The following is a 24236-nucleotide window of genomic DNA, read 5'->3' on the forward strand; positions in this document are numbered from 1 at the left end:
ATACTCAAGTTATTGAACCGCCGTGTACGGAACCGTATGCACGGTGGTGTGAGAGGTCGACTAGCCAAATAATGGCTAGTCTCCTACTCGATTGTACCGTTAGAAACAGCTAAATATTTCGAAAATATCTTGAAATCAAACTAAATAAATCATATAATCCAATTAAACAAAGTAAAATACTATGTAATTAAGTATTGTTTAACAATTAAAGAATGATGAGAAAATTAGTTTTTATTAAAAGTAGAAAATTACATTGAAAAGGGTGAATGGAAATGGCGAATCCAGTTGAAGTAGACCAAAAGGGGAAATTTAATAGGCAAACGAATCGTTTTACAATTCCTTTCGGAAATGGTGAAGGAGAATTACCGGTTGAGGCAGGAAGATATCGTTTAATATGGGCAGAAATTTGTCCATGGGCACATCGTGCAGTTATTGTACGTAGTTTACTAGGATTAGAAAATGTTATTAGTTTAGGTACAGTAGCACCTATGCGCCCAGACGTACCGCGTGTTGACTGGGATTTCTCTTTAGACGAAGGTGGGGTCGATCCTGTACTTGGTATTCAATATTTAAGTGAAGTTTATTTGAAAACTGATCCAGAATATACTGGGAGACCAACTGTACCAGCAATAGTCGATATAAATGAAGGCAAGGTTGTAAATAACGATTATTTCCGTCTAACAAACTATTTTGAAATTGATTGGGCTCCGTTCCATAAAGAAAATGCACCAAATTTATATCCAGAGAATCTACGCGAAGAAATAGATGCACTAAGTGAAGTGATTTTCCATGATGTTAATAATGGAGTTTACAAATGTGGGTTTGCTCGCTCGCAAGAAGCTTACGAAGAAGCCTATGATGTATTATTTGCAAGACTAGATCAATTAGAAGAGCGTTTAGCGACAAATCGCTTCTTATTTGGAGACTATATTACAGATGCGGACGTTCGATTATATACAACTTTAGTAAGATTTGATGTTGCTTATTATGCGGCATTTAAAACAAATCGTAATCGCATTGTTGATTTCCCTAATCTTTGGGGCTATTTACGTGATTTATATGAAACACCTGGTTTTGGTGATACTACTAACTTCCATGCTATTAAACAGCATTATCATTTGTCGAATCATATCGCAAGTGACGATCAAAAAAGTTTGAATATCCTACCAAAAGGTCCAGATACGTCAATTTTCAACACTCCACATAATCGAGAAGATATTAGTGGCAAAAAAGAAAAGTTCCTTATTTAAGGGGGATATAAAATGATCATTCGTAATGCATTACAAAGTGAACACGAAATTATTCGTGAATTACGATTACAAGCCTATGAAGAACATTCAACTAAAATTCCACAAGAGCATTGGAATGCATTGAAACACCAAATAGTGACAGATGACCATACGAATCCAGACATTGAGTATATTGTTGCAGAAATTGACGGGGAGATTCTGGGTACAGTCGTACTTTTCCCAGCTAAAATTCAAGGTTATGAAGGTTTAGTGGAAGATAAACTAGAATATCCCGAGCTTAGAAAGCTTGCGGTATCTAGTAAAGCAAGAGGGAAAGGTGTTGCAAAAGCCTTAGTAAAGGAATGTATTAAACGTTCAAAAGAAAAAGGCTATTCAGCTATGGGATTACATACATCAGATTTCATGGAATCAGCAGTAAACCTGTACGAAAAAATGGGGTTTGTAAGAGTACCTGGAAAAGATTTTATTCCCCTTGATGATGGAATTGTTGTAAAAGCATTTCAAATTAATTTCTAGTATTTAAATAATAATAAATATTAATTTAAGAGGTCTTTTCGAAGGCCTCTTTATTTTTATAAATTTACATCGATTGTATACCTTTCCAACTATTTGTAAGTTTAATAAATCTTCTATTATCCACGGTTATATAATTAATAGTAAGAAGGTTTTGAATTTGGCGAATGGAGGGGAAGATGGTGAATCTGGTTGAAGTGAAAGGCCTAACTAAGAAATTTGGAAAGTTTACAGCTTTAAATAATATTCAGATGACTATTAATGAAGGTGAAATCTATGGATTTATTGGCCCGAATGGAGCTGGAAAATCAACAACTATTCGAATTTTATTAGGAATGCTTAAAGCGACAAGTGGAGAGGTAAAGATCTTTGGTAAAGACGCGTGGAAGGATGCGGTTGAAATTCACAAACAAATTGCCTATGTTCCAGGGGATGCAAATCTTTGGCCAAATTTAACGGGTGGAGAAGTAATTGATATCTTTTTAAAGATGCGTGGAAATGGAAATAAAAACAGACGAGATGAATTAATTGAAAGGTTTAACTTAGATCCATCCAAAAAATGTAGAGCGTATTCAAAGGGGAATCGTCAAAAAATAGCTTTGATTTCGGCTTTTGCATCTGAGGCTCAATTTTATATTTTTGATGAGCCTACTTCTGGACTTGATCCATTAATGGAAAGAACCTTTCAACAATGTGTGCTTGAAGTTAAAAATGAAGGTAAAAGTGTGCTTCTTTCAAGTCATATTCTATCCGAAGTTGAAAAGTTATGTGAAAAGATTTCAATTATTCGTGAAGGAAAAATTATTGAGACTGGAACTTTAAGTGAAATGCGACATCTTACACGTACAAACTTGATTGTTAAAACAATTAAACCGTTACCTCCTTTCGAAACCAAACAAGGTGTTCATAATGTTAATTACGAAAATGGAGAGATATCATTTCAAGTTGATTCCGAAGAATTAGATTCAATTATTAAATTTATAAGTGAGTTTGGAATTCAAAAATTAGAAAGTTCTCCACCAACGCTTGAAGATTTATTTTTACGTCACTATGAAAATGCAAAGTCGATTGCTTCTAATGGGGGCAAAGGGCAATGAATCTAACATTAATTAAAGGGACGGGTCAGTTAGTCAAAATTATAATACGACAACATCGATTTCAGCTGATTGCGTGGCTAATTGGTATTGTTGGCGTTTCTCTAGCTGTTGCGTCGAGTTATCAATCCATCTATCAGACTGCCAATGACAAAACAGCATTTGCTTTAACAATGCAAAACCCTGCAATGGTAGCGATGTTAGGTCCTGGCTATGATGCAAAGGAATATTTAGTGACTGTTGGCACCCAATTTGCCCACGAAATGTTGTTATTCTCTGTAATCGCAGTTGCAATTATGAGCATTTTACTTGTAGGCAGCAGTACGAGAACAGATGAAGAAACAGGAAGAATTGAAGTTATTCGTTCCCTTCCAGTGGGGCGACTATCCTATTTAGCAGCTTGTATAATTGTAGTAGGATTTGTGAATTTAATCATTACTCTTTTAATAGGGGTTGGGCTCCGCTTACTAAATATTGAAGGCATTACATTTGAAAGTTCTATACTTTATGGTGCTATATTAGGAACTGGTGGTTTTATATTTGGTTCCATTACTGCTTTCTTTGCACAACTCTCTGATACTTCAAGGGGTACAAAAGGGCTAGCATTCGGTGCACTTATAATTGCCTATTTAATAAGAGCGGTAGGCGACGTTGGCAATGAACAACTTGCGCTTATTTCACCACTAGGTTGGTCTGTTAGAACCGATGTGTTTATAGAAAATTACTGGTGGCCTATTAACATTTCAATCTTATTATCTGGCGTTGTATTAATCTTTGCTCTATATTTAAATTCTATTAGAGATATAGATTCAGGATTTTTACCAAAAAGAAAAGGTAAAACAAGTGCATCACCTTACATCATGACAACATTCGGATTAATTTATCTCATACAGCGGACAAAAATTGTTGCTTGGAGTATTGGAATATTTGCACTTGGAGCTGCCTTTGGAGCAGTACTTGGTGATATGGAGAAGTATTTTGCTGATAATGAATTTGTCCAAATGATGTTATCCCAAGTAGGCGACTTTTCAATAACAGAACAATTTTTAACAATGCTAATGGGGATTATGTCTCTAATTTCAGCCATTCCAGTAATCATGACCATATTAAAATTAAAAAGCGAAGAAATTCATAATCGTACGGAGCATTTTTATAGTCGTTCTATTTCACGAAATCAGGTTTTAGGTAGCTATACTTTATTAGCAATAGTTGAAAGTATTATATATCTAATGGTACTTGCATTAGGTTTATGGTTAGCAGCACTAACGATGATGGATGATCCTATCTCATTTGGTACAGTCGTACAGTCTGCGTTAATATATTTACCTGCATTATGGGTAATGATTGGAATTACTGTTCTTATTTTTGGATTTGTACCAAAGATTACAAGTGTCATTTGGTTGTATTACGCATTTTGCTATGTAGTTGCTTATGTTGGGGGTATGTTAAAGTTCCCTGATTGGATGAAGAATGTTTCGGTATTTGAAGTAATACCTAAATTACCTGGAGAAGAGATTAATGTAATTGTCCTAGTATTAGTATTAGCAATCTCCATTGTCCTTCTTTTCATTGGATTCTTTGGTTACAAAAAGCGAGATATTGTGGGGTAAATCAATAATTCAGCTATTAGGTTGATAGGAAAAGGCATCGAACCAATTCGATGCCTTTTTCGAGTTTTATTGAGCTTCGTAATAATACATGTCAGCAATTAAATAGTAACCAAATTCGTCGATGATTACGTAGTACTCTGCTGTTTCTGCGTAAGTAACATAATCACCATTTGCATCATATAAATCATACTCTTCATAAGTAGTGACTACAGCATATTCTTCTTCTTCAAAAATATCGATTCCTGTAATTTCAGTATACCAATAATCGAAAGTATAGTTGGAGCCATAGTAGTCTTCAATTTGTCTTTCAATTTCAAGATAAGCATTACTGTCAGGTGAAATCATGTCTTGCACCCAGTAGAAATCTCCGTCATTTATAGCCCATTCATAATACTCAAAGTAGTATGTGATAAAATTCGTTAACGTTTCTTCATCGAAATAGTAACCGTACGAATCTAAGTAATCATCAAAATCTACAGATTCGTCGGTTCCAGTACCATAATATTGTTCGTACCAATCCCAGAAATCTGAATAATCTTCACCAAGATCACTTATATCCGTATCGTAACCTGCGTAGACATCTACTGCAACAATATCTGATGCTGACATTGGATTTTTAATCCAATCGTCAAAATAATCTTTAACAGTATAAACTGGAATAGCAAAAGCGAAAGATTGATAATTTAAGTACACTATCGAATTAATCCCAATGACATTCCCAGTTGTTGCATCAAATAATGGCCCACCACTACTACCTTGGTCAATTTGAGCATCAATCTGATATAGTTCATCATAAACGAAATTATAACCATCAATGGACATTTCTCTATCTGTACCAGTTAAATATCCTATTGAAGCTGAGTTCTCGAAACCTTGAGGGCTACCAATTGCAATAACTTCTATTCCAATATCGGAAATCTTATTTTCAATTGGAAGTGGTTCTGTTTTTGCGTATTCTTCACTTTGAATAAGGGCGATATCTAACGTATCAGAAATACCAATCACTTTTCCCGGTGATTCTTGACCAGCACTATTTCTAACAAGAACATCTGAGAAACCAGCAACAACGTGGGCATTTGTTACGATATATCCACCTTTTGCATAAAGGAAGCCAGAACCATGGCCATCTTGAGTTATAATTGTAAATACTTTTGGTAAAGATTCTTTAATAATTTGAGTTTTTTCTTTTTCTTCAACTACTTCTTTTTCTTTTTCTTCTTTGGTGTCTTTTCCATTTATATCATCTTTTTCGTCTTTATCTTCGTTGTTAATATCTTTAACGATTTGTTCTACTTTATTATCGTCGTTAGGTTTTGCATTATTTTGACCATTAAAGTAAGTAAACAATCCATAACTAACAGCTAAAATCACAATAAGTAGTGCAGCTACGCCTGAGATAAGCCAAACTTTCTTATTCTTTTTTGGTGGCTGTGGATTAGATCTTTGCGGACTATTTGGTTGAAACGGACCGCTATTTGGTTGTTGATACTGATTCCCTGCTTGTTGGAATTGAGGTCCACCGGGCTGTTGAAACTGGTTCCCTTGTTGTTGGAATTGAGGTCCACCGGGCTGTTGAAACTGGTTCCCTTGTTGTTGGAATTGTGGTCCATTAGGCTGTTGAAACCCTGGTTGTTGAAATTGCCCAGGTTGACCGTGTTGATTAGGTTGTGAGCCAGTATGTTGGTTAAATTGATCATTATTTGGTTGATGGAATTGTCCTTCAGAAGGTCTTTTGAACTGCTCGTTTCCTTGTTGTGGATAAGTACCTCTTTTTGGTTGTTGAAAGTTTTGATGATCTTGTTCAAAGTGAGAAGCATTTGGTTCTTCATAATAAGGATAAGATTGTTCGTCGTGTGACTGTATAGGTTCGCCACTTTGTTGGTTTCCCATTTGATTATTTAATGAGTGTCCACAATTTCCACAAAACTTAGCATTTGAATCGTTACTTCCACCGCAATTTGGACAAAACATTCCCCCACCTCCAATATATAAAATTTAAATTAATACCCATTAACACTATTGTACTTTAAATCTATTAATTTGTTCTTTTGGATTTAATTGAGAAGAAGTGTTTGGTTGGAATAATTTGTTACACACATAATTACTATACATGATGAATTACAAACGAGAAATAATAAAATCTTAAAGAGATTTTGGAAAACATAAATATTGCACAAAGTGAAGTGAATTGTAAAACAAGAGGAAAGAAGTATGGAAAGTAGTCGATGCGTCCAATGATTGAACAATAAAATGAGTAACCAATGGGGAAGATTTGTTTGTGACTTTTTGCTTACGAAAGTTCAGTAATGCATTATATGGTGAATTGAAAAGAATATCCACAAGAAATTGTTAGAATGGAAAAAATTTTAATTAGGCGAGAAAAATATATGAAAATCATTGATGTACTTACATTGTAACGGCAGGTGCTTTTTTATACCTATTTATGTAGAAAAAGAATTGTGATTGTAACTCATAATTAGTTGAGAATTTGGCATGATAAAAGACGTAACCATAAATGGAGGTGTTGAAATGGAAAACAATAAAAATCGTACGGTTACAGGTACAGATATTAACGAGGTAAAACGTCAAAATGCTGGTGGAGCTTCAGGTAGCTCGTTTGGTGGGGCATTTTCTTCAAGTACTGATCCTCAAAAAGTAAGAGAAGAAATTGCTCAAGAAGCGGGCCCATTTGCTTCTGGTCAAGCAGCTTCACAATCAAGCCAGGCATTTGGTAGCCAATCAACATTTGGCAAAACAGCTTCAGGCACAGATATTCAAAAAGTGCGTGAAGAAATTGCTCAAGAAGCGGGTCCTTTTGGTACACAGGCTTCTCGCCAATCAAGTCAATCATCTGGTAACCAAACAGTTGCTGGAACAGATATAGACGAAGTAAAACGTCAAAATGCACAATCAAATCAAAATAAAAACTTCAATCAATAAGTAAAATAAAACGCCTCTAACAATTAGGGGCGTTTTACTATTTAATATGTGTAAATATAAAAAGTAATGGTGAGATTATTTTAAAACATCATGGTCAACATAACGTTCGCCATTTAATTCACTAATAATATTAATGGCAACCTTTGCACCGTCACCAGCAGTAATAATTGTATGAACACTTACTCCTGCACAAGTACCCGCTGCCCAAATTCCTTCAATGTTTGTTTTACCATTAGCATCCACATCAAAGATTGTTTTTACTCTTGGTTCTGTTCCTGGTTTTGTTGCAAGACCAACTTGTTCAGCAAGGTCTGTTAAAAAACCTGTAGCTAAGATAACCTGTTTAGCTTCATATTCACCATTATCAGTAACTAATTTAAAGCCTTGATCTAGTTTAGTTATGTTCGTCACTTTTGACTCAACTAATTCAGCACCAAATTTTTTTGCTTGGTTTAATCCAGTTTCTACTAAGTCAGGACCCGTAATTTCTGCTACACCATAGTGGTTATAAAGCATCGCGCGTTTTGTAACTCCTTGATTACTATCAATAATTACTGTTTTCTTGCCAGCCTTTGCTGTATAAATTGCTGCACTACCACCAGCAGGTCCGCCACCAATAATTGCTACATCATACATATGTATTCCTCCTTTAACTTCAATACTACAATTCTATCAAAAAATTCCCTACATATCCTATGAAAGTGACTTTTGTATATATTTGAAAGATCAAACCGAAGTTACTAAAATTAAAATATAAACTGTTCTCTTTAATCTTCTTAAAGATTAATAACTTAATTGGAGTCCACCTATGTATGATAAAGATCTTATTCGCTTTGTTAAATCTTTAAATATTCCATTTAAAGTTATTGAATGTCCTAATAGAAGATGGAGACAAAAAACTTATCATTATTTAATGGCATAATTGAAATGTATATTTAGAAAAACAAATAACACACTAATAAAAAGGAGTGTGTTGTCATGAATAAGGATTCGATTCCTGATACTAAAAAAGTGTTTATGGATTTACCTGTTCAAGATAAACCAGATATGGTCGATTCCGAAAACATAAGTCTCTTTGACTTACATGAAGATATGCAAACAGTCGATGCAATTCCAGTAGAGGAGTTAAATAGAAAAGTAAAAACTGAGGGAGACGAATTGTTAGAAGAAGTTTGGAGAAAAGAGTCGCCTGATGAAAAGAGACATTCATAATCTAATCTAAAATACCCTGAATATGAATTCGGGGTATTTTTATTTTGTGCTCTATTAACAAAACTATTAATAATAATTCTAAATCGTTTTACATTATATATTCGTTGCATATATATAACAAAGCATATTTTTGTTAGGGGGAAATGTGATGACTATTATTGATGTTTTATACGATCATGCATCAAAAAATCCTGATGCAACGGCAGTAGTATTTGAAAATAGTGAGTGGAGTTATAGTGAACTTTATAAACATTCAAAAAAAGTTGCTTCGTACTTACTAGAAAAGGGATATAAAAAGGGAGATATTATTGGTCAATTTATGCTAAATTCCGATATCTTCCTAGCTGTCTATTACGGTGCTCAATTAGCTGGATTGACAATTATGCCCGTTAATACGAAATTAGCTCCACCAGAAATTGATTATATTTTTAACCATTCAGAAGCAAAAGCTTTATTCTACGATGAAAAACTCTCCAACATCATCGATCGAACATCCTACATTTTCCAAGAAAAAATAAATACTACTGAAATTAAAGAAATTTTAGAAGGAGAAACGACACTTAATCGAACAATCGACCTTGATGAAAATGATACGGCTGTAGTAATGTACACATCTGGGACTACAGGTAAACCAAAAGGAGTTATGCTTTCTCATAAAAATTTATATTCCACTGCAGAAATTTGGTCAGAATCGATGAGAATGACAGAAAATGACCGTATGTATATTTGTACACCTTTATTCCATTGTGCTGGTAGTCATGTCTTTGCAGTGCCAATGATGTATAAGGGTGGGGCAGTTGTGGTAGAAGAAGCATTTTCCCCAGATCGCACCTTGAGAAAACTAGTAGAAACAAAAAGTACCATTTTCTTTGGTGTACCAGCAATGTATGCAATTTTGTTAAACAAACCTGAGATTAAAAACTACGATTTTAGTAACTTAAGGCTATTCTGTTATGGTGCAGCACCTATGCCTTATGAATTAGTGAAGAGATTAAAAGATACTTTCCCTCAAGTAAAAGTGCAAAATCTATATGGTCAAACTGAAAATACTCCTGCTGCAACATCTTTAGTGGACGAATTTGCACTGAACAAAATTGGTTCTGTAGGAAAACCATTATCTAATACGGAAGTACAATTAGTGGATGCTGAAGGTGTACAAGTACCACTTGGTGAAGTTGGGGAAATTTGTGTAAAAGGTCCTCAAGTGATGAAGGGGTATTTACGTAACCCAGAAGAAACTGCAAGAACGATTCAAAATGGTTGGTTATTAACAGGAGATTTAGGTCGCTTTGATGAAGAGGGATTCCTTTATATTGTCGACCGTAAAAAGGATATGATTATCCGTGGCGGAGAAAACATTTACCCAATTGAAATAGAGGAAGTATTGTATCAAATTCCACAACTGCTAGAATCAGCTGTTGTTGGGGTACCACACGAAGTGTATGGTGAAGTACCTAAAGCATATGTCGTATTAAAAGAAGGCGAATCCATAACTGGAGAAGAAATTTTAACTTATTGTGCATCCCAATTAGCGAAATATAAGGTGCCATATGAAGTGGAGTTTTTAGAACAGTTACCTCGAAATGCATCTGGAAAGGTATTGAAACATACGCTTAGATCCGAAGTTAAAATGAATTAATTATTGAATGTAGTACAATCCGGTTATTGGATTGTACTTTTTCTTTTAAATAATATATAAAATTTTTCTATTAATGACTGTATTGCAAATGTTTACCACCGATGTTAGTATTATCGAAAATGATAACCGATAATTCCTATATTAAAAATAGGTTTTATCAAAAATGGAATCAATCAGATTGGAGGGTAAGAATAGACATAAGACTTAAAGTGCCTTTAATAAGGTTCGTTAATTAAATGGGATGGGTTTATGATTGTTTAAAACTAAGTAAAAAACTAAGAATACTATGGATAAGGGGATGTCATTTTGAAAAAAGTATGGCTTTTGTTTGTTAGTTCTTTAGTTCTTTTATTAGCTGCGTGTTCATCGAATGCTACAAATGTTAGTGGTACAACTGAAGTTTCAGCAGCTGGTAAAGTTCAAAAAATTATTGTAGGAACAGGTACTCAATTTCCGAATGTTTGTTTTATTGACGAAAATGGAGAGCTAACAGGTTATGATATTGAACTTGTAAAAGCGATTGATGAAAAATTACCAGAGTACGAGTTTGAATTTAAAACGATGGATTTTACTAATTTAATTATTAGTTTAGAGACGAACAAAATTGATTTTATAGCCCATCAAATGGAGGTTAATAAAGAAAGGGAGGAAAAATTCTTATTCAACAAAGAACCATATAATATATTTCCTTTAAAAGTAACTGTTCATAAAGATAATAATGAGATTCAATCCATTGAGGACTTAAAAGGAAAGAAAGTTGGGGTTACACCTACTAGTAGTGCAGCTGTTGTCATTGAGGACTACAATAAAAATCAAGGCATTGGTGCAGAGGTTGTATACGGATCTGGTTCTGTAGACTTCCAGGAACAATTAAAAACAGGAAGAATCGACGCTATCATTTCTACACCTTTTGCTGTTGATCTTGTCAATGAAATGGCGGATGCACAACAAAAAGTAGTCGGAGACCAGTTAACAAACTCAAAAGTATACTTTTTATTCCAAAAAGATGGATCGGAACTGGCTGACCGCATTGATGAAGCTTTAGTTGAATTGAAAAAAGAAGGTGTGCTTAGTGATTTGAGTCTTAAATGGCTTGGAGCTGACTATACATCTGACTTTTAAGATAGATGGTATCAATAGGACATTTGAATAGTTCAGGAAGTCGAAAATGGATAGTTTTCTATATTAGATGTTAATTTACGGAGGAGGTTGAAATATGGTAAATACCATTTTTATTGATACACTGTTAGAACAGGATAAAGACGCTACGCGTGAAGTGTTAGTTGAAAGCTATAAACAGTATAAAGAGAAGTTTGACAAAATAGAAGATTACAATGAATATCTTGAACAAATTAGTAATTCTCTAGATAATCCTGCTATTGCAAAAGTATTAGTAGCTAAAGAACAAGAGGGTAATGTACTAGGGACTTTACAAATTTATTTAAACTCCAGTGATGCTTATGGAAAACCAGAATTGGATATTAATGCACCAATTGTTCGATTACTAGGTGTACACCCGAATGCTAGGGGGAAGGGAGTTGCAAGAAAACTAATCCAGGCAAGTATCGACTTCGCTAGTGATCAGCGCTCTCCCCATCTTTACTTGCATACGGGAGAATTTATGAAGGATGCTATTCGTTTATATGAGACCTATGGATTTGAGAGAAGTTATGATAAAGATTTTAAAGTGGAAGAAAGAAACGTAATTTGTTATAGAATAGATATTGAGTAATACCTTAAAAAAATAAGAAACAAAAAAATAATGTAGATTTAATATCAATTTTCACCTAACGCCAGCTAAAATAGATTTAGCTGGTGTTATTATTTTTCGAAAAACAATAGTATATGAGAATATATATGTATGAATACTTAATAACAAATAAAAAATATGCTAAACTTTTTTCATTACTAAATATATTAAAGTGAGTTGAAATTAATGGAACAACCATTTTTACCAATATTACTAGGATCAGATATGAATGCTTATGGAATGGCTCGTGCATTTTATGAAGCATATGGTATTAAACCTCTTGTACTAGGACGTTCTCATCTTACCGCGACACAAGATAGCAATATTTTACACTTCAAACAAATATCAAATTTAAACGAACAAGAAACATTTGTACCTGCAATGGAAAAAATTGCACAAGAATATAGTGATCAAAAGTTATTACTATTAGCTTGTGGCGATGACTATGCAAAACTAATTATTAAAAATAAGCCTGAATTACAAAAATACTTCACGGTTCCTTATATAAATGAATCCTTAATGGACAAGATTTTATTGAAAGAAAACTTTTATAAAATGTGTGATCAATACAATTTCAAATATCCAGGAACAACTACGGTAACGGCAGAAAATTATGAGGAATTTACTCCACCTTTTGACTATCCGATTATTTTAAAAGCCTCTAACTCCGTTGAATATTGGGCGTGTTCATTCCCTGGGAAAAAGAAAGTGTTTGTTGCTCACGATGAAGCAGAGAAGACTGCAATTTTAAAGGCTATTTACGCTTCTACTTATCAAGACACAATGATCGTTCAAGAATTTATCCCTGGTGATGACTCTTACATGCGCGTATTAAACGCTTATGTCGGGAAAGATGGAAAAGTGAAATTAATGTGTTTAGGTAATCCAATTTTAGAAGAACATTCTCCAGAAGGAATTGGAAGTTACGCAGCGATTATTACAACATACGATGAACAATTAATGGATAAAGTTCGCTTTTTCCTAGAAGACATCGGCTACACTGGTTTTGCAAATTTTGATATGAAATACGATGCCCGTGATGGTGAATATAAACTATTTGAAATTAACTTACGTAATGGACGTTCAAGCTATTATGTAACTGCGGCTGGATATAACTTAATGAAGTATGTGGCAGATGACCATATGTTAAATGTCCAACAAGAATTAACATATGCTAAAAACAAACACCTATGGACAATCATTCCTAATGGAGTTTTGTTTAAGTATGCATCAAATCAAAAATTAAAGCTTGAAGCAAAAAAGTTAATTTCAGAAGGAAAATGTACAAACTCTCTATTCTTCAAAGAGGATATGAATCCGAAACGTTGGGCTAAATTGACATTAAATAATTTAAATTATTATCGCAAATATAAGAAATACTTTAATAAAAAGGGTTTGGCTGAATAAATGAAAAAGACATTAGGTATTATCGGTGGTGTCGGTCCACTAGCAACTATGTTTCTTGGCGAGATGATTGTTCGCCAAACGAAAGCATCTAAAGATCAGGAACATGTACACACAATCATTGATAATGATACAACAATACCTGATAGAACAGCGTATATACTTGATCAGTCAAAGGAAAATCCAATCCCGTACCTAATTCGAGATGCAAAAAAATTAGCAACTGCTGGTGCTGATATTATTTGTATACCATGTAATACGGCTCATACATTTTATGATGATTTACAGTATTCTTCCCCAGTTCCGGTGATTCATATGATTCGTGAAACAGCAAGAAGGGCATCAAGTTTAGAAGCAAAACGAGTAGGAATACTTGCAACGGATGGCACTATTGCAGCAGGTGTGTATCAGCGTGCATTATTAGAAGTAGGGATTGAGCCAATTATTCCAGATGAACGTACTCAAAAAGAGGTAATGTCCTTGATTTATGATTACGTCAAGGCTGGAATTAGTGTGACCTATGAACAATGGTATAAAATCGAACAAGCCATGTGGGCATTAAAGTGCGATAACATTATTTTAGGTTGTACAGAACTTTCAATTATTAATAAAGAGCTAAAACTAAATAAACGGTATATCGATTCATTAATTGTTTTAGCAGAAAGTGCTATTGTTTACTGCGGTTACGAATTAATAGATCACAACGTACCGTCAAAAAGTGTATAAAAATTAAAAGGTCCTTGATTAGGGAATACTCTAATCGAGGATTTTTTTTGCGGATTGAAAATCGATCTATGTGGGAGAATTGTGTTTTTCAGTAAAATTAATCTAAAATATGGTACACTAAACGCGAAGATGTAAAGGTGGGAAATAGATGTCAGTAATTAGCTTATTAAATGAAACATTACAAAGTAAATGGAAGTTTGAAACAACGATGAAAGTGCAAGATGAAATGATTCCAGCGATGTTAGAAGGAAAAGACATTGTCGCAGAATCACCAACAGGTTCAGGGAAAACTCTTGCATATGTTTTACCTATATTAAATAAAGTAAATGGTAGTAAAAAACAAACCCAAGCTCTAATCGTTGCACCTTCACAAGAACTTGCTATGCAAATTGTAGAAGTGATACGTGAGTGGATAATAGGAACTGATATTACTGTGCAACAATTAATTGGAGGAGCAAACTCAGCACGTCAAATTGAGAAGTTGAAGAAAAAACCAACTATCGTTGTAGGAACACCGGGTCGTTTAAATGAGCTAGCAAGAGCAAACAAATTAAAACTAAAAGAAATTGAAACAATTGTATTAGATGAATGTGACCAATTATTAAGTCGAGATTATCGTGTCGTTGTAAAATCCTTTATTGAAGGAGCGGCATATGGTCGACAAGTTGTTGTCGTATCAGCAACAATTACAGATGAAATTAAACTTGTAGCAAGTCGTATGATGTTTGAACCAATTCTTATCAAGATTAAACCTGAAGATATGGTAAAGGTTGGAAAAGTCGTTCATTCATTTATTAAAGTAGATGAGCGAGATAAGACTGACATGCTAAGAAGATTAGCGAATATTGAGGGATTTAGAGGGCTTGCATTTAGTAATAATGTGGACCAAGTAATCATGAAAGAATCAAAGCTAAAATATCGTGATGCAAAAGTAGTAACTTTACATTCAGATATGAAAAAAGAGGAAAGAAAAAAGGCGTTGGATTCCTTTAGAAAAGGTGAAGCAAGAATTCTTATTGCTACAGATTTAGCAGCGCGGGGATTAGATATTGGGGGATTAACACATGTAATACATGTTGATGTTCCACACACGATTGAACAATATACTCATCGTTCAGGTCGTACTGGCCGTGCTGGGGCAGATGGCGAAGTATTAACTTTACTATCTTATAAAGACGAAAAAACATACAAAAAATTAACAAGAGAATTAGAAATAAAAGCTGTTCAAAAGGTATGGAGTCAACGTGAGATAATAGAGGGTAACTCCAAGACAGTTGCAAAACGGGGGTAAATTGATGGAATTTCAAGAAAAACTAGAACAATATGCTGATTTGGCGGTTAAAATAGGTGTAAATATTCAACAAGGGCAATATCTATTAATTAATACGTCAACAGATGCTCTTGATTTTGCTCGAATTGTAGTTAAAAAAGCATACGAGGCTGGAGCAGGAAGAGTACATGTTCAACTAACAGATTCATTTATTACACGTGAATTTTATGAACATGGAGCTGAAGAAGAGTTTAGCAATTATCCAAAATGGATCGTTGCTCAACGAGAAGAGTTGATTGAGAAAAAGGGTGCACTACTTTGGATTGATGATGAAGATCCAGATTTACTTGCAGGTATTTCTGTATCTCGAATTTCTGCAAATCAAAAAGCAGGTGGGCAAGCTTTAGTCAATTATCGTAAAGCGGTTATGAACGATGATATCGCATGGTCAATTATTGCAGTACCATCGCCAAAGTGGGCTGCAAAAGTGTTCCCTAACTTACCAGGTGCAGAACAAGTACCTGCTTTATGGGAAGCAATTTTCAAAACAGTGCGCATTGGTGAAGGTAGCGCGGTTGAAAAATGGCAAGCACATATTAAGCACTTAGATGAAAGAGCTTTAAAGTTAAACGAACGAAAATTTGCAAAGCTTCATTATAAAGCACCTGGAACAGATTTAACAATCGAACTTCCAGAAAAACATATTTGGGTTTCAGGTAGTAGTCGAACTCCTGAAGGTACGGTATTTATTGCAAATATGCCAACAGAAGAAGTATTTACATTACCATCGAAATACGGTGTAAATGGCTATGTAAGTAATACGAAACCATTAGCGTATCAAGGGAATATAATCGACCAATTCAAACTAACATTTGAAAATGGAAAGATTGTAAAAGCTGAAGCAGAATTAGGAAATGAACTATTACAAGAGTTAATTACGGCTGATGAGAACTCTTGTTATTTAGGTGAAGTAGCATTAGTTCCCCATGAATCACCAATTTCAAATTCTGGAATTTTGTATTACAATACGCTTTTCGATGAGAATGCTTCAAACCATTTAGCAATTGGGGAAGCGTACCCTACTTGTTATGAAGGTGGTCGCGAATTGGATGAAAGAGAGTTTGATTCACTAGGAATTAATAATTCTATCACTCACGAAGACTTTATGATTGGTAGTGCTGAGATGGATATCGATGGAATCCTGCCAGATGGATCTTCCGTGCCGATTTTCAGAAATGGAAACTGGGCATTTTAAATAACTGTTAATTTGACTGTCGAAGCTTAATAGCTTTGGCAGTTTTTTTATTTTTCGTTAGAAATATTCGGTCTAATATGGGAATAATTTTGCAATGAAATAATACGAACATATGTACCGATTTTGTGGATGTTTTATGAGATAAATGGTAGAATTAAAACACTAAAAGCGAGGAGGTTACATAGTGAAAATCTTTCATACCGCAGATTGGCATTTAGGTAAACTTGTTCAAGGTGTTTATATGACAGAGGATCAAGAGTATGTATTAAATCAGTTCTTAGAAGCCATTGATGAAGAGCAACCAGATGTAGTAATTATTGCAGGAGATTTATATGATCGTGCAGTACCTCCAGTAGAAGCAGTAAATTTACTAGATTCCATTCTAGCTAAAATTGTACTGAAGAGAAAAATTCCTGTGTTAAGTATTGCAGGAAATCATGATAGCCCTACCCGAGTAGGCTTTGGACAGAAATTACTAATGGAAAGTGGATTATATATCGTTGGGGAACAAAGTGAAAATATTGAGCCAGTCATTATTAATGATGAGTACGGAGAGGTTCATTTTCATTTAATTCCTTTTAGCGAACCTTCTACTGTGAAGCATGTTTTTGGTGATGACTCAATCAGTAATTATAACGATGCAATGAAGAAAATAGTAGATGTGATTGAACAAAAAATGGACAAGTCTAAACGACATGTTTTTATTGGACATGCATTTGTAACGCCACATGGTGAAATGGAAGAGAATACGAGTGAATCAGAGCGACCGCTTTCAATTGGGGGTTCAGAATATGTGAGTGCGGAAATTTTTAAGCCGTTTAATTATACAGCTTTAGGGCATTTGCATAAGGCGCATTATGTGCTAAACGAAACCATTCGCTACTCAGGATCGCCATTAAAATATTCCTCATCCGAAGCAAACCATGAAAAGGGTTTTTTAATTGTCAATTTGGATGCTGAAGGACAAGTTTCTGTTGAAAAAAGACCGTTCAAACCAAGAAGAGATTTGAGAATCATTGAGGGTTCTATGCAAGAAATATTAAGACATGACATAAGCGAGGATTACGTTTTTGTGCGTTTAACAGACTTAACACCAGTTGTCGGTGCTATGGAACAAATTCGTACAGTCTATCCTAATGCAATGCATGTTGAACGAAAAGCCCTACAGCACCAAAGTATTACGGCGGAAGGTGAAGTAATTCACCGCGAACAGATGGATGATTTATCTTTATTTAAGGCGTTTTACCAAGAAATTTTAGATGATTCCCCAACTGAATTACAAATAAAGCTGTTTGAAGAAGTATTAGATGAAATGTTGACAGAAGAACGAGAAACAAAAGTGGCGGTGGTGAACCAATGAAGCCGATTAAACTAACGATGCGTGCTTTCGGACCATATAAAAATGAAGAAACAATTGATTTTACAAAATTACATGACAATCGCCTATTTGTTATTTCTGGTTCAACTGGAGCAGGGAAGACAACGATTTTTGATGGAATTTGTTTTGCTTTGTACGGTTCGGCAAGTGGCTCTGATCGAAAAGATGTAAAAATGTTGCGAAGTGATTTTGCAGATGATGACATTCATACAGCAGTCGAATTTGTTTTTGAACTACACGGTAAAAAATATCGTGTCTTAAGACAAGTTCCTCATGTGAAAAAAGGGAGAAAAGGTGCAACAGGTGAAAAATATGAGTTGTTTGAAGTTCTATCTAACAATGAAGAAGTTCCCGCAGTAGAACGGCAGAAAGTTACTGACATTAACAAGAAAATTCAAGATTTAATCGGACTCAACTTTGATCAGTTCAGTCAAATTGTCATGCTACCCCAAGGAGAGTTTCGAAAATTACTAACCTCTCAAACAGAAAACAAGGAAGAAATTTTACGTAAGATCTTTAAAACAGATCGTTATGGACAAATTGCAAATAAATTAGAAACAAAAAAGCAACAAGCTGAACAAAAACTTAACGAAGCTAAAGTTTTAAAAAATAGCTACCTAAGCCACATATCAGGTGCTTTACCATACCGTGAGTCAAATTTATTTACACTATTAGATAGAAATTCGAATATTTATCAAATCCAAGAGGCTCTTCAAGAAGAGTTAAATTATTATCAACAGAAAATTGAAGAAGATCGAACGCTTTATGAGAAAACGTATCATCTTCATAAACAAAAGTATGAAAATTATTTAGCCAATAAATCATTAAATGAACGAATTGATACCTTTCACCAAAAAGTTCTAAGATTACAGAAACTTGAAGAGCAGAAAACGTTCTATGAAACGTTGAAATTAGAATATGATTCTGCTATCAGAGTAAGTCAAATTGAACCACTCTATAAACAAATTGTTTCAGTAGAGATTGAATACAAAGGGAAACAAAAGAAGCTAATTGATGTCCAACACCAACTAGACCAATCAAAAGAAAAGTTAATAGAAGCTAAGGCAATTTATGAAGAAGAACTACAAAACCAACCTGTTCGAGAGGAATCAATTAAGAGGGTAATGGATTTAGAAAAACTTCTACCATTATTCGAAGAGATAGAAAAACACACAAAGATTGTGGAACGATTACAAATTGACGTGGAAACGAAGAAAGCAGAATATACGAAGTTAGTTAGTATGTTCAATGAAAAGAAATCTTCAATTCAATTGATCAATCAATCGATTGAACAACTTGAAGAAAAAACAGAGAACATCCAATCCGCAGTGGATGAACAAAATCGTTTAAAGGATATTGTACAAGCATTTAATCAGTACAATGAAGTTCAACTCCACTTAAATAAACTAAACGAAGAGTTTACTAATGCTTCACAACAGTTTAAAGAAGCAGAACGTGAATACGAGCTGGAAGAATCAAAGTGGTTAAGCAATCAAGCCGCGATTCTGGCAACGAAGTTAATACCAGGTGAAGCATGTCCAGTATGTGGAAGCACTGACCACCAACTAACTAGCCAAGAATTAACCGAAATGATTGATGAAAATGCTCTCAAACAGTTAAAACAAATACGAAGTAAAAAAGAACAACGTGTATTTGAAATAAAAGCAAGTTTAAATTCAACAAATGAACGACTTGAATCAATTAATAACGAGCTTAAAAAGTTGAATGCATCGATTGATGAAAAGGAATCTATTCAATTAAAATATGATGAAAGCATTAAATTAGTAGCATCCTTACAAAAAGATATTCAGCAACTATCTGAACAAAGAAAACAATTAAAGAAATTAATGCTCGAAGAACAAGAGCTTGAAATTCAAAAAACGCAAGCAGAGAAACAATATCGTGAAAAGAGCAATCAATTATTAGAACAATCGACAATTCTAGAACAACAACAATTATCAATACCAGTAGAAATCCATAATTTAAACGAGTTGCAAGTAGCATTAATTGAAGCACAAAATGCAAAATCGGTGCTATTGAAGAAATGGGAAAATGCCCAAAATGCTTATCAAGAATCACAAACCGAACTTGCAAAAAACGAAGAGATATTAAACTTAACTTCACAACAAGTTATAGAGCTTTCTTCTAAATTACTGCACTCAAAAGAAGATTTTGAAAGAGCATTAGAAACTGCAGGTTTTGAAGATATTGAACAATTCCAAAATGCGAAGAGAACAGAAATTGAGCAAAAGCATTTATACGAACAGTTTATGAACTATACGAAGGAACTGCATTCTATTACAGCTCAAGTAAATGAGGAAAAAGAGCAGTTAAAGGATAAAGAAAAAATCGATTTAAGTGAGTTGGAAGAACAATTAGATCTATTAAAAAGAGATTATGAAAGAGCGTTACAACATCTAAATTCGTCGACGAACTACGCTGATATTTGTTTAGATTATGCGGAGAAATTAGAGAAAATCGCAAATGACATCATTCAATTGGAGGAAACATCCAGCCAAATTGTTGATTTATATAATTTACTTCGTGGTCAAAACAATAAGAAAATTTCGTTTGAGCGTTATATACAAATGGGTTACCTTGAACAAATTACAGAAGCTGCGAACATTCGATTAAGAAATTTATCAAATGGTCAGTTCTATCTACAATGTTCCGATCGTCAGGAATCGCATGGTCGCCAAAGCGGTTTAAGTTTAGATGTCTACGATACGTATACTGGTCAATCTCGAGATGTAAAATCTTTATCAGGTGGAGAAAAATTTAATGCCTCTCTTTGTTTAGCATTAGGGATGGCAGATGTCATTCAAAGCTACCAAGGAAATGTACAAATTGATACCATGTTTATCGACGAAGGGTTTGGCTCATTAGATGAAGAATCATTAATGAAAGCTATCGATACATTAATTGATATTCAAAAATCTGGTCGAATGATTGGGGTCATTTCCCATGTTGCAGAACTAAAAGCTGCTATGCCTGCAATACTTCAAGTGGAGAAGTTAAAAGAGGGTTATAGTAAAACTTCTATTATAGTTAAGTAATATTTAAATAAGGGGTATCTAGAAAGCTTCTAGACACCCCTTTAGTATTTCATTTTATCGATATACTTTTACCGCTTGCACTAAATTCCAAATAACAATAGCGATGGAAATGACAAAATAGACAGACATCCAAACCATAAAGTTAGAATAGAATGATGCATCATAAATAGTGCCGTTGAAAGAAAATAGACTAATTAGTGCAACAAATGAAATGACTACACCGATTATTGTGGGGATAAGATGTGAAATGGATGCACGTTTCGCATGGTACTTCACTTCTTTTTCTTTTGAAACAAAAAATAGGATAACTGGAAGTATAAATGGTGCGAAAAAAATGCTTAAATAGCTAACAGCAGATAATGTCTTCGGATTAAACATAAAAATCCCTCCATCGTAGATAGTAGTAATGCTACTTCTATTCCGTACGTAATATTTATTACAATTATTGTTATTTAAACTAAATTTTATTCTCAAGAAATTTTCTAAAGCTTTATATACTATTTTCGTATTCTAATTGGAACGGGACTTTAAAATGTATTGCCTAATCCCATTTGAATAGATGTGGTATATTATATAAAGAGATTGAAGAAGGAAGGAATTTTTTCATGATAGTAAAAACAACAGAAGAGTTAGAAGCTCTAAAGAAAATCGGTCGCATTTGTGCTGAGATTAGAGATACGATGAAAGCAGCCACTAAACCAGGTGTGACAACGAAAGAACTAGATGAAATTGCAGGTCGTATGTTTGAGGAAGCTGGTGCCATTTCAGGTCCAAAAGGTGAGTATGATTTTCCAGGCTACACTTGTATTAGTGTGAACTTTGAAGTAGCACATGGTATTCCAGGAGATCGTGTCATTCAAGAAGGTGACATGGTGAATATAGATGTATCTGGTTCATATGATGGGTATTTTGCAGATACTGGGATTTCTTTTGTTGTCGGTAATGGTTATGAAAAACAGGAGAAACTTTGTGAAGTTGCTAAGTCAGCCTTTGATCGGGCAATGACGAAAGTAAAAGCTGGATCCAAGCTTAATCAGATTGGTAAAGCCGTTGAACGTGAAGCAAAAGATCATGGTTTACACGTAATTATGAATTTAACAGGTCATGGAGTTGGAAGAGCTCTTCATGAAGCTCCAGATCATGTATTAAATTATTACGATGCTTGGGATACTACAATTTTAAAGGAAGGAATGGTATTAGCAGTAGAGCCATTCATTTCTGAAAAAGCAGAGCATATTGTTGAAGCTGGTGATGGTTGGACATTCATTACACCAGATAAATCATTAGTTGCTCAAATTGAACATACAATTGTTGTTACTAAAGATAAACCAATTATTATTACAAAAATAGAAGATTAAAAAAACCCTGTTTCCTCTAAAAATTTATCTAGAGGAAACAGGATTTTTTTTCATAAATAACATACCAACAACCATGACGCCACTTAAGAAAAGTGCAGCAGTAGCTACAAGTAATTCGTCAAAACCATTATCAATTGCTATCCCAACGTAACACCAAATGAAAACAACTGGTGATACTAAATCGTAATGATGATAGCGGAGATGCATAATGACTGCAGTACCGATTGTCATTGCTAATACACACCATAAAGCATTGCTCAACCCAAACCCGTTCCATTGTATATGTACTAATACATAACAGATACTTAAAATTAGTAAAAAGAATGTCCAACTTAAATAAGCTGCAATAGGAAAACGATTTTGAATAGATTTCCCGTTTAATGGATATGTCAAATATAATAAAAATAATAAAACAAATTGCAATGCTATAAGTATTACTGAAGCAAAAAATTGTTCATAATGCCAACTTACAATTGAAATCAATTGAAATATTATAATAGCAACAAAAAGATACGTTTGTTTGGAAGTGACAGCCTCGTTTAACCGTTGTAATTTAAAGAGTTTTAAGACCCAAATTAGAAGTAAAATATAAAGAATAATCCAAATGCTAAAGACGTAATTAGAAGGTGCGAATAAAACGGGTAAACGATTAATAATATCAATTGTAGAAACTCCATTTAATTGTAGCCAAAATGCATTAATTGTAAAAACAGCTGCTACAATTGTGGATAATAATATGGTGATTAATCGAGCCATGCATTCACTCCTTTCAATAAAATTATATACATAGTGTTACGATTCAAACAACAGTTTCCAATAACATACAAATATTTGTAAAATATTAACGAAAAAAATGCAGAAATGATAGTCATTGATACTAATAGGGAAGAATGAATTCTTAATTCCTTTAGTGAAAAAAATCTTAAAAAACTAGTTTTTTCTGGACAAATTAGTGTTTTTGACCGTTCCTGGTATGATAGAGTATTTGTATAAAGAATTAAAAAATTTTCATTGTAAATATAATGCATAAGTTTAAATTAATCTTTTTGAAAAAACGTAACCCATACCGTATAACAATTATGGTAAATGAATTTTTTATAGAAGAACATATAAAATATTAAAAAATACCACGAAATATATTGCAAAGATAAGGTGGGGCATGGTGAGAAAGTTTCTTAATTTACTTCAGAAAAAAGGTGATCAAGTGGTAAAAATTGAGGGGGATCGGCTGTTTTTAAGAACATTTATTGAGACTGATGCTAGGAATCTGTCCGAATTATTAAGAAATAATAAATACTTTTGGTCACAATACGAACCTTTACACGAGGAATATTTTTATACAGAAGATGCACAGTTAAGAAAGATTTTAGAAAGTTTACAGTTGATGCGAGTGAACAGAGAATATTCTTTTGGAATTTATACAAAAGGTAGACAGCAGCTAATCGGTCATATTTCTTTGTACGCTATTAAAAATCTGCCTTATTCTAGTGCGTTTATTGGCTATTCGATCGATGAACGGTTTACAAGAAAGGGAATCGCATCAGAAGCAGTTAATCACCTAGTACACTTTGCATTTAATGAGTTAAATATACATCGTGTAGAAGCTTATGTATCGCCAAGAAATATAGGTAGCATTAAAGTATTAGAAAAAGCAAATTTTGTTCGTGAAGGTTTGCTAAGAAAATTACTGTATATTAATGGTGTTTGGGAAGACCATTATATGTATGCTATTTTACAAGAGGATTATAAGATGTAAAAGAAAAAGGGAGCTCAATAAGAGA

Annotated in this window: 21 protein-coding genes; 17 read left to right on the plus strand and 4 right to left on the minus strand. The window is 33.9% G+C overall.

Features of this window, described 5'->3' with window-relative positions:
* The first annotated feature begins 266 nt into the window (after nucleotides 1-266).
* From CRO45_RS17615 to CRO45_RS17630, 4 genes are all read left to right on the plus strand, one after another.
* On the plus strand, nucleotides 267-1250 hold the full coding sequence (locus CRO45_RS17615) for a glutathione S-transferase family protein (RefSeq protein WP_097150944.1): 984 nt from the start codon (nucleotides 267-269) through the stop codon (nucleotides 1248-1250).
* Nucleotides 1251-1262: 12 nt separating this feature from the next.
* Nucleotides 1263-1766 carry a GNAT family N-acetyltransferase gene (locus CRO45_RS17620; RefSeq protein ID WP_097150945.1) on the plus strand — a complete coding sequence of 168 codons (504 nt, stop codon included), beginning with the start codon at nucleotides 1263-1265 and terminating at the stop codon, nucleotides 1764-1766.
* Between the two features lie 179 nt (nucleotides 1767-1945).
* On the plus strand, nucleotides 1946-2860 hold the full coding sequence (locus CRO45_RS17625; RefSeq protein ID WP_097151003.1) for an ABC transporter ATP-binding protein: 915 nt from the start codon (nucleotides 1946-1948) through the stop codon (nucleotides 2858-2860).
* Nucleotides 2857-4467: an ABC transporter permease gene (locus CRO45_RS17630; protein WP_097150946.1), complete on the plus strand. Its 1611-nt coding sequence runs from the start codon at nucleotides 2857-2859 to the stop codon at nucleotides 4465-4467. The genes CRO45_RS17625 and CRO45_RS17630 overlap by 4 nt, the downstream gene beginning before the upstream one ends.
* A 66-nt stretch (nucleotides 4468-4533) precedes the next feature.
* Here CRO45_RS17630 and CRO45_RS17635 read toward each other — a convergent pair whose 3' ends face one another.
* Nucleotides 4534-6438, minus strand: coding sequence for a trypsin-like peptidase domain-containing protein (locus CRO45_RS17635; RefSeq protein WP_097150947.1), 1905 nt, complete (start codon nucleotides 6436-6438; stop codon nucleotides 4534-4536).
* A 558-nt stretch (nucleotides 6439-6996) separates the two neighbouring features.
* Here CRO45_RS17635 and CRO45_RS17640 point away from each other — a divergent pair.
* Nucleotides 6997-7407 carry a gamma-type small acid-soluble spore protein gene (locus CRO45_RS17640; protein ID WP_141400339.1) on the plus strand — a complete coding sequence of 137 codons (411 nt, stop codon included), beginning with the start codon at nucleotides 6997-6999 and terminating at the stop codon, nucleotides 7405-7407.
* Nucleotides 7408-7482: 75 nt separating this feature from the next.
* Here the strand turns inward: CRO45_RS17640 and CRO45_RS17645 are convergent, their stop codons facing one another.
* Nucleotides 7483-8043: an NAD(P)/FAD-dependent oxidoreductase gene (locus CRO45_RS17645; protein ID WP_097150949.1), complete on the minus strand. Its 561-nt coding sequence runs from the start codon at nucleotides 8041-8043 to the stop codon at nucleotides 7483-7485.
* 342 nt (nucleotides 8044-8385) lie between these two features.
* Here CRO45_RS17645 and CRO45_RS17650 point away from each other — a divergent pair, with 342 nt between their 5' ends.
* The 10 genes from CRO45_RS17650 to CRO45_RS17695 all read left to right on the plus strand — a co-directional run bounded on the left by CRO45_RS17650 (nucleotide 8386) and on the right by CRO45_RS17695 (nucleotide 21097).
* A complete protein-coding gene (locus CRO45_RS17650) occupies nucleotides 8386-8619 on the plus strand; it encodes a hypothetical protein (RefSeq protein ID WP_097150950.1) in 234 nt (77 codons plus the stop codon).
* Nucleotides 8620-8767: 148 nt separating this feature from the next.
* Nucleotides 8768-10258, plus strand: a complete 1491-nt coding sequence (locus CRO45_RS17655; RefSeq protein ID WP_097150951.1) for a class I adenylate-forming enzyme family protein — start codon at nucleotides 8768-8770, stop codon at nucleotides 10256-10258.
* Between the two features lie 306 nt (nucleotides 10259-10564).
* On the plus strand, nucleotides 10565-11380 hold the full coding sequence (locus tag CRO45_RS17660) for a transporter substrate-binding domain-containing protein (RefSeq protein ID WP_170949549.1): 816 nt from the start codon (nucleotides 10565-10567) through the stop codon (nucleotides 11378-11380).
* Between the two features lie 94 nt (nucleotides 11381-11474).
* Nucleotides 11475-11990: a GNAT family N-acetyltransferase gene (locus CRO45_RS17665; RefSeq protein ID WP_097150953.1), complete on the plus strand. Its 516-nt coding sequence runs from the start codon at nucleotides 11475-11477 to the stop codon at nucleotides 11988-11990.
* A 204-nt stretch (nucleotides 11991-12194) separates the two neighbouring features.
* On the plus strand, nucleotides 12195-13415 hold the full coding sequence (locus CRO45_RS17670) for a carboxylate--amine ligase (RefSeq protein ID WP_097150954.1): 1221 nt from the start codon (nucleotides 12195-12197) through the stop codon (nucleotides 13413-13415).
* Nucleotides 13416-14138: a cysteate racemase gene (gene cuyB / locus CRO45_RS17675; protein WP_097150955.1), complete on the plus strand. Its 723-nt coding sequence runs from the start codon at nucleotides 13416-13418 to the stop codon at nucleotides 14136-14138.
* A gap of 148 nt (nucleotides 14139-14286) precedes the next feature.
* Nucleotides 14287-15429: a DEAD/DEAH box helicase gene (locus tag CRO45_RS17680; RefSeq protein WP_097150956.1), complete on the plus strand. Its 1143-nt coding sequence runs from the start codon at nucleotides 14287-14289 to the stop codon at nucleotides 15427-15429.
* A 4-nt stretch (nucleotides 15430-15433) separates the two neighbouring features.
* Nucleotides 15434-16663 carry an aminopeptidase gene (locus tag CRO45_RS17685; protein ID WP_097150957.1) on the plus strand — a complete coding sequence of 410 codons (1230 nt, stop codon included), beginning with the start codon at nucleotides 15434-15436 and terminating at the stop codon, nucleotides 16661-16663.
* Between the two features lie 184 nt (nucleotides 16664-16847).
* Entirely contained in the window at nucleotides 16848-18023 is a 1176-nt protein-coding gene (locus tag CRO45_RS17690) for an exonuclease SbcCD subunit D (protein WP_097150958.1), read from the plus strand.
* Nucleotides 18020-21097: an SbcC/MukB-like Walker B domain-containing protein gene (locus CRO45_RS17695; RefSeq protein WP_097150959.1), complete on the plus strand. Its 3078-nt coding sequence runs from the start codon at nucleotides 18020-18022 to the stop codon at nucleotides 21095-21097. The genes CRO45_RS17690 and CRO45_RS17695 overlap by 4 nt, the downstream gene beginning before the upstream one ends.
* 54 nt (nucleotides 21098-21151) lie before the next feature.
* Here CRO45_RS17695 and CRO45_RS17700 read toward each other — a convergent pair whose 3' ends face one another.
* A complete protein-coding gene (locus CRO45_RS17700) occupies nucleotides 21152-21475 on the minus strand; it encodes a DUF4870 domain-containing protein (RefSeq protein WP_097150960.1) in 324 nt (107 codons plus the stop codon).
* Between the two features lie 227 nt (nucleotides 21476-21702).
* Between CRO45_RS17700 and map the strand changes: the two genes are divergently transcribed.
* Nucleotides 21703-22455, plus strand: a complete 753-nt coding sequence (gene map / locus CRO45_RS17705; protein WP_097150961.1) for a type I methionyl aminopeptidase — start codon at nucleotides 21703-21705, stop codon at nucleotides 22453-22455.
* Between the two features lie 24 nt (nucleotides 22456-22479).
* Here the strand turns inward: map and CRO45_RS17710 are convergent, their stop codons facing one another.
* Nucleotides 22480-23211 (minus strand): hypothetical protein, encoded by a 732-nt coding sequence (locus CRO45_RS17710; protein WP_097150962.1) that lies wholly within the window; start codon nucleotides 23209-23211, stop codon nucleotides 22480-22482.
* Between the two features lie 403 nt (nucleotides 23212-23614).
* Between CRO45_RS17710 and CRO45_RS17715 the strand changes: the two genes are divergently transcribed.
* On the plus strand, nucleotides 23615-24211 hold the full coding sequence (locus tag CRO45_RS17715; RefSeq protein WP_170949550.1) for a GNAT family N-acetyltransferase: 597 nt from the start codon (nucleotides 23615-23617) through the stop codon (nucleotides 24209-24211).
* Nucleotides 24212-24236 lie beyond the last annotated feature (25 nt).

This window comes from Ureibacillus acetophenoni, assembly GCF_900220965.1.
Classification (GTDB): Bacteria; Bacillota; Bacilli; order Bacillales_A; family Planococcaceae; genus Ureibacillus; species Ureibacillus acetophenoni.

Excerpts from the sequence above, each read along its gene's own strand:
- CRO45_RS17615 (WP_097150944.1), top strand. The coding sequence starts at position 267 with ATGGAAATGGCGAATCCAGTTGAAGTAGACCAAAAGGGGAAATTTAAT.
- CRO45_RS17620 (WP_097150945.1), top strand. The coding sequence starts at position 1,263 with ATGATCATTCGTAATGCATTACAAAGTGAACACGAAATTATTCGTGAA.
- CRO45_RS17630 (WP_097150946.1), top strand. The coding sequence starts at position 2,857 with ATGAATCTAACATTAATTAAAGGGACGGGTCAGTTAGTCAAAATTATA.
- CRO45_RS17635 (WP_097150947.1), bottom strand. The coding sequence starts at position 6,438 with ATGTTTTGTCCAAATTGCGGTGGAAGTAACGATTCAAATGCTAAGTTT.
- CRO45_RS17640 (WP_141400339.1), top strand. The coding sequence starts at position 6,997 with ATGGAAAACAATAAAAATCGTACGGTTACAGGTACAGATATTAACGAG.
- CRO45_RS17645 (WP_097150949.1), bottom strand. The coding sequence starts at position 8,043 with ATGTATGATGTAGCAATTATTGGTGGCGGACCTGCTGGTGGTAGTGCA.
- CRO45_RS17650 (WP_097150950.1), top strand. The coding sequence starts at position 8,386 with ATGAATAAGGATTCGATTCCTGATACTAAAAAAGTGTTTATGGATTTA.
- CRO45_RS17655 (WP_097150951.1), top strand. The coding sequence starts at position 8,768 with ATGACTATTATTGATGTTTTATACGATCATGCATCAAAAAATCCTGAT.
- CRO45_RS17665 (WP_097150953.1), top strand. The coding sequence starts at position 11,475 with ATGGTAAATACCATTTTTATTGATACACTGTTAGAACAGGATAAAGAC.
- CRO45_RS17670 (WP_097150954.1), top strand. The coding sequence starts at position 12,195 with ATGGAACAACCATTTTTACCAATATTACTAGGATCAGATATGAATGCT.
- cuyB (WP_097150955.1), top strand. The coding sequence starts at position 13,416 with ATGAAAAAGACATTAGGTATTATCGGTGGTGTCGGTCCACTAGCAACT.
- CRO45_RS17680 (WP_097150956.1), top strand. The coding sequence starts at position 14,287 with ATGTCAGTAATTAGCTTATTAAATGAAACATTACAAAGTAAATGGAAG.
- CRO45_RS17685 (WP_097150957.1), top strand. The coding sequence starts at position 15,434 with ATGGAATTTCAAGAAAAACTAGAACAATATGCTGATTTGGCGGTTAAA.
- CRO45_RS17695 (WP_097150959.1), top strand. The coding sequence starts at position 18,020 with ATGAAGCCGATTAAACTAACGATGCGTGCTTTCGGACCATATAAAAAT.
- CRO45_RS17700 (WP_097150960.1), bottom strand. The coding sequence starts at position 21,475 with ATGTTTAATCCGAAGACATTATCTGCTGTTAGCTATTTAAGCATTTTT.
- map (WP_097150961.1), top strand. The coding sequence starts at position 21,703 with ATGATAGTAAAAACAACAGAAGAGTTAGAAGCTCTAAAGAAAATCGGT.
- CRO45_RS17710 (WP_097150962.1), bottom strand. The coding sequence starts at position 23,211 with ATGGCTCGATTAATCACCATATTATTATCCACAATTGTAGCAGCTGTT.
- CRO45_RS17715 (WP_170949550.1), top strand. The coding sequence starts at position 23,615 with ATGGTGAGAAAGTTTCTTAATTTACTTCAGAAAAAAGGTGATCAAGTG.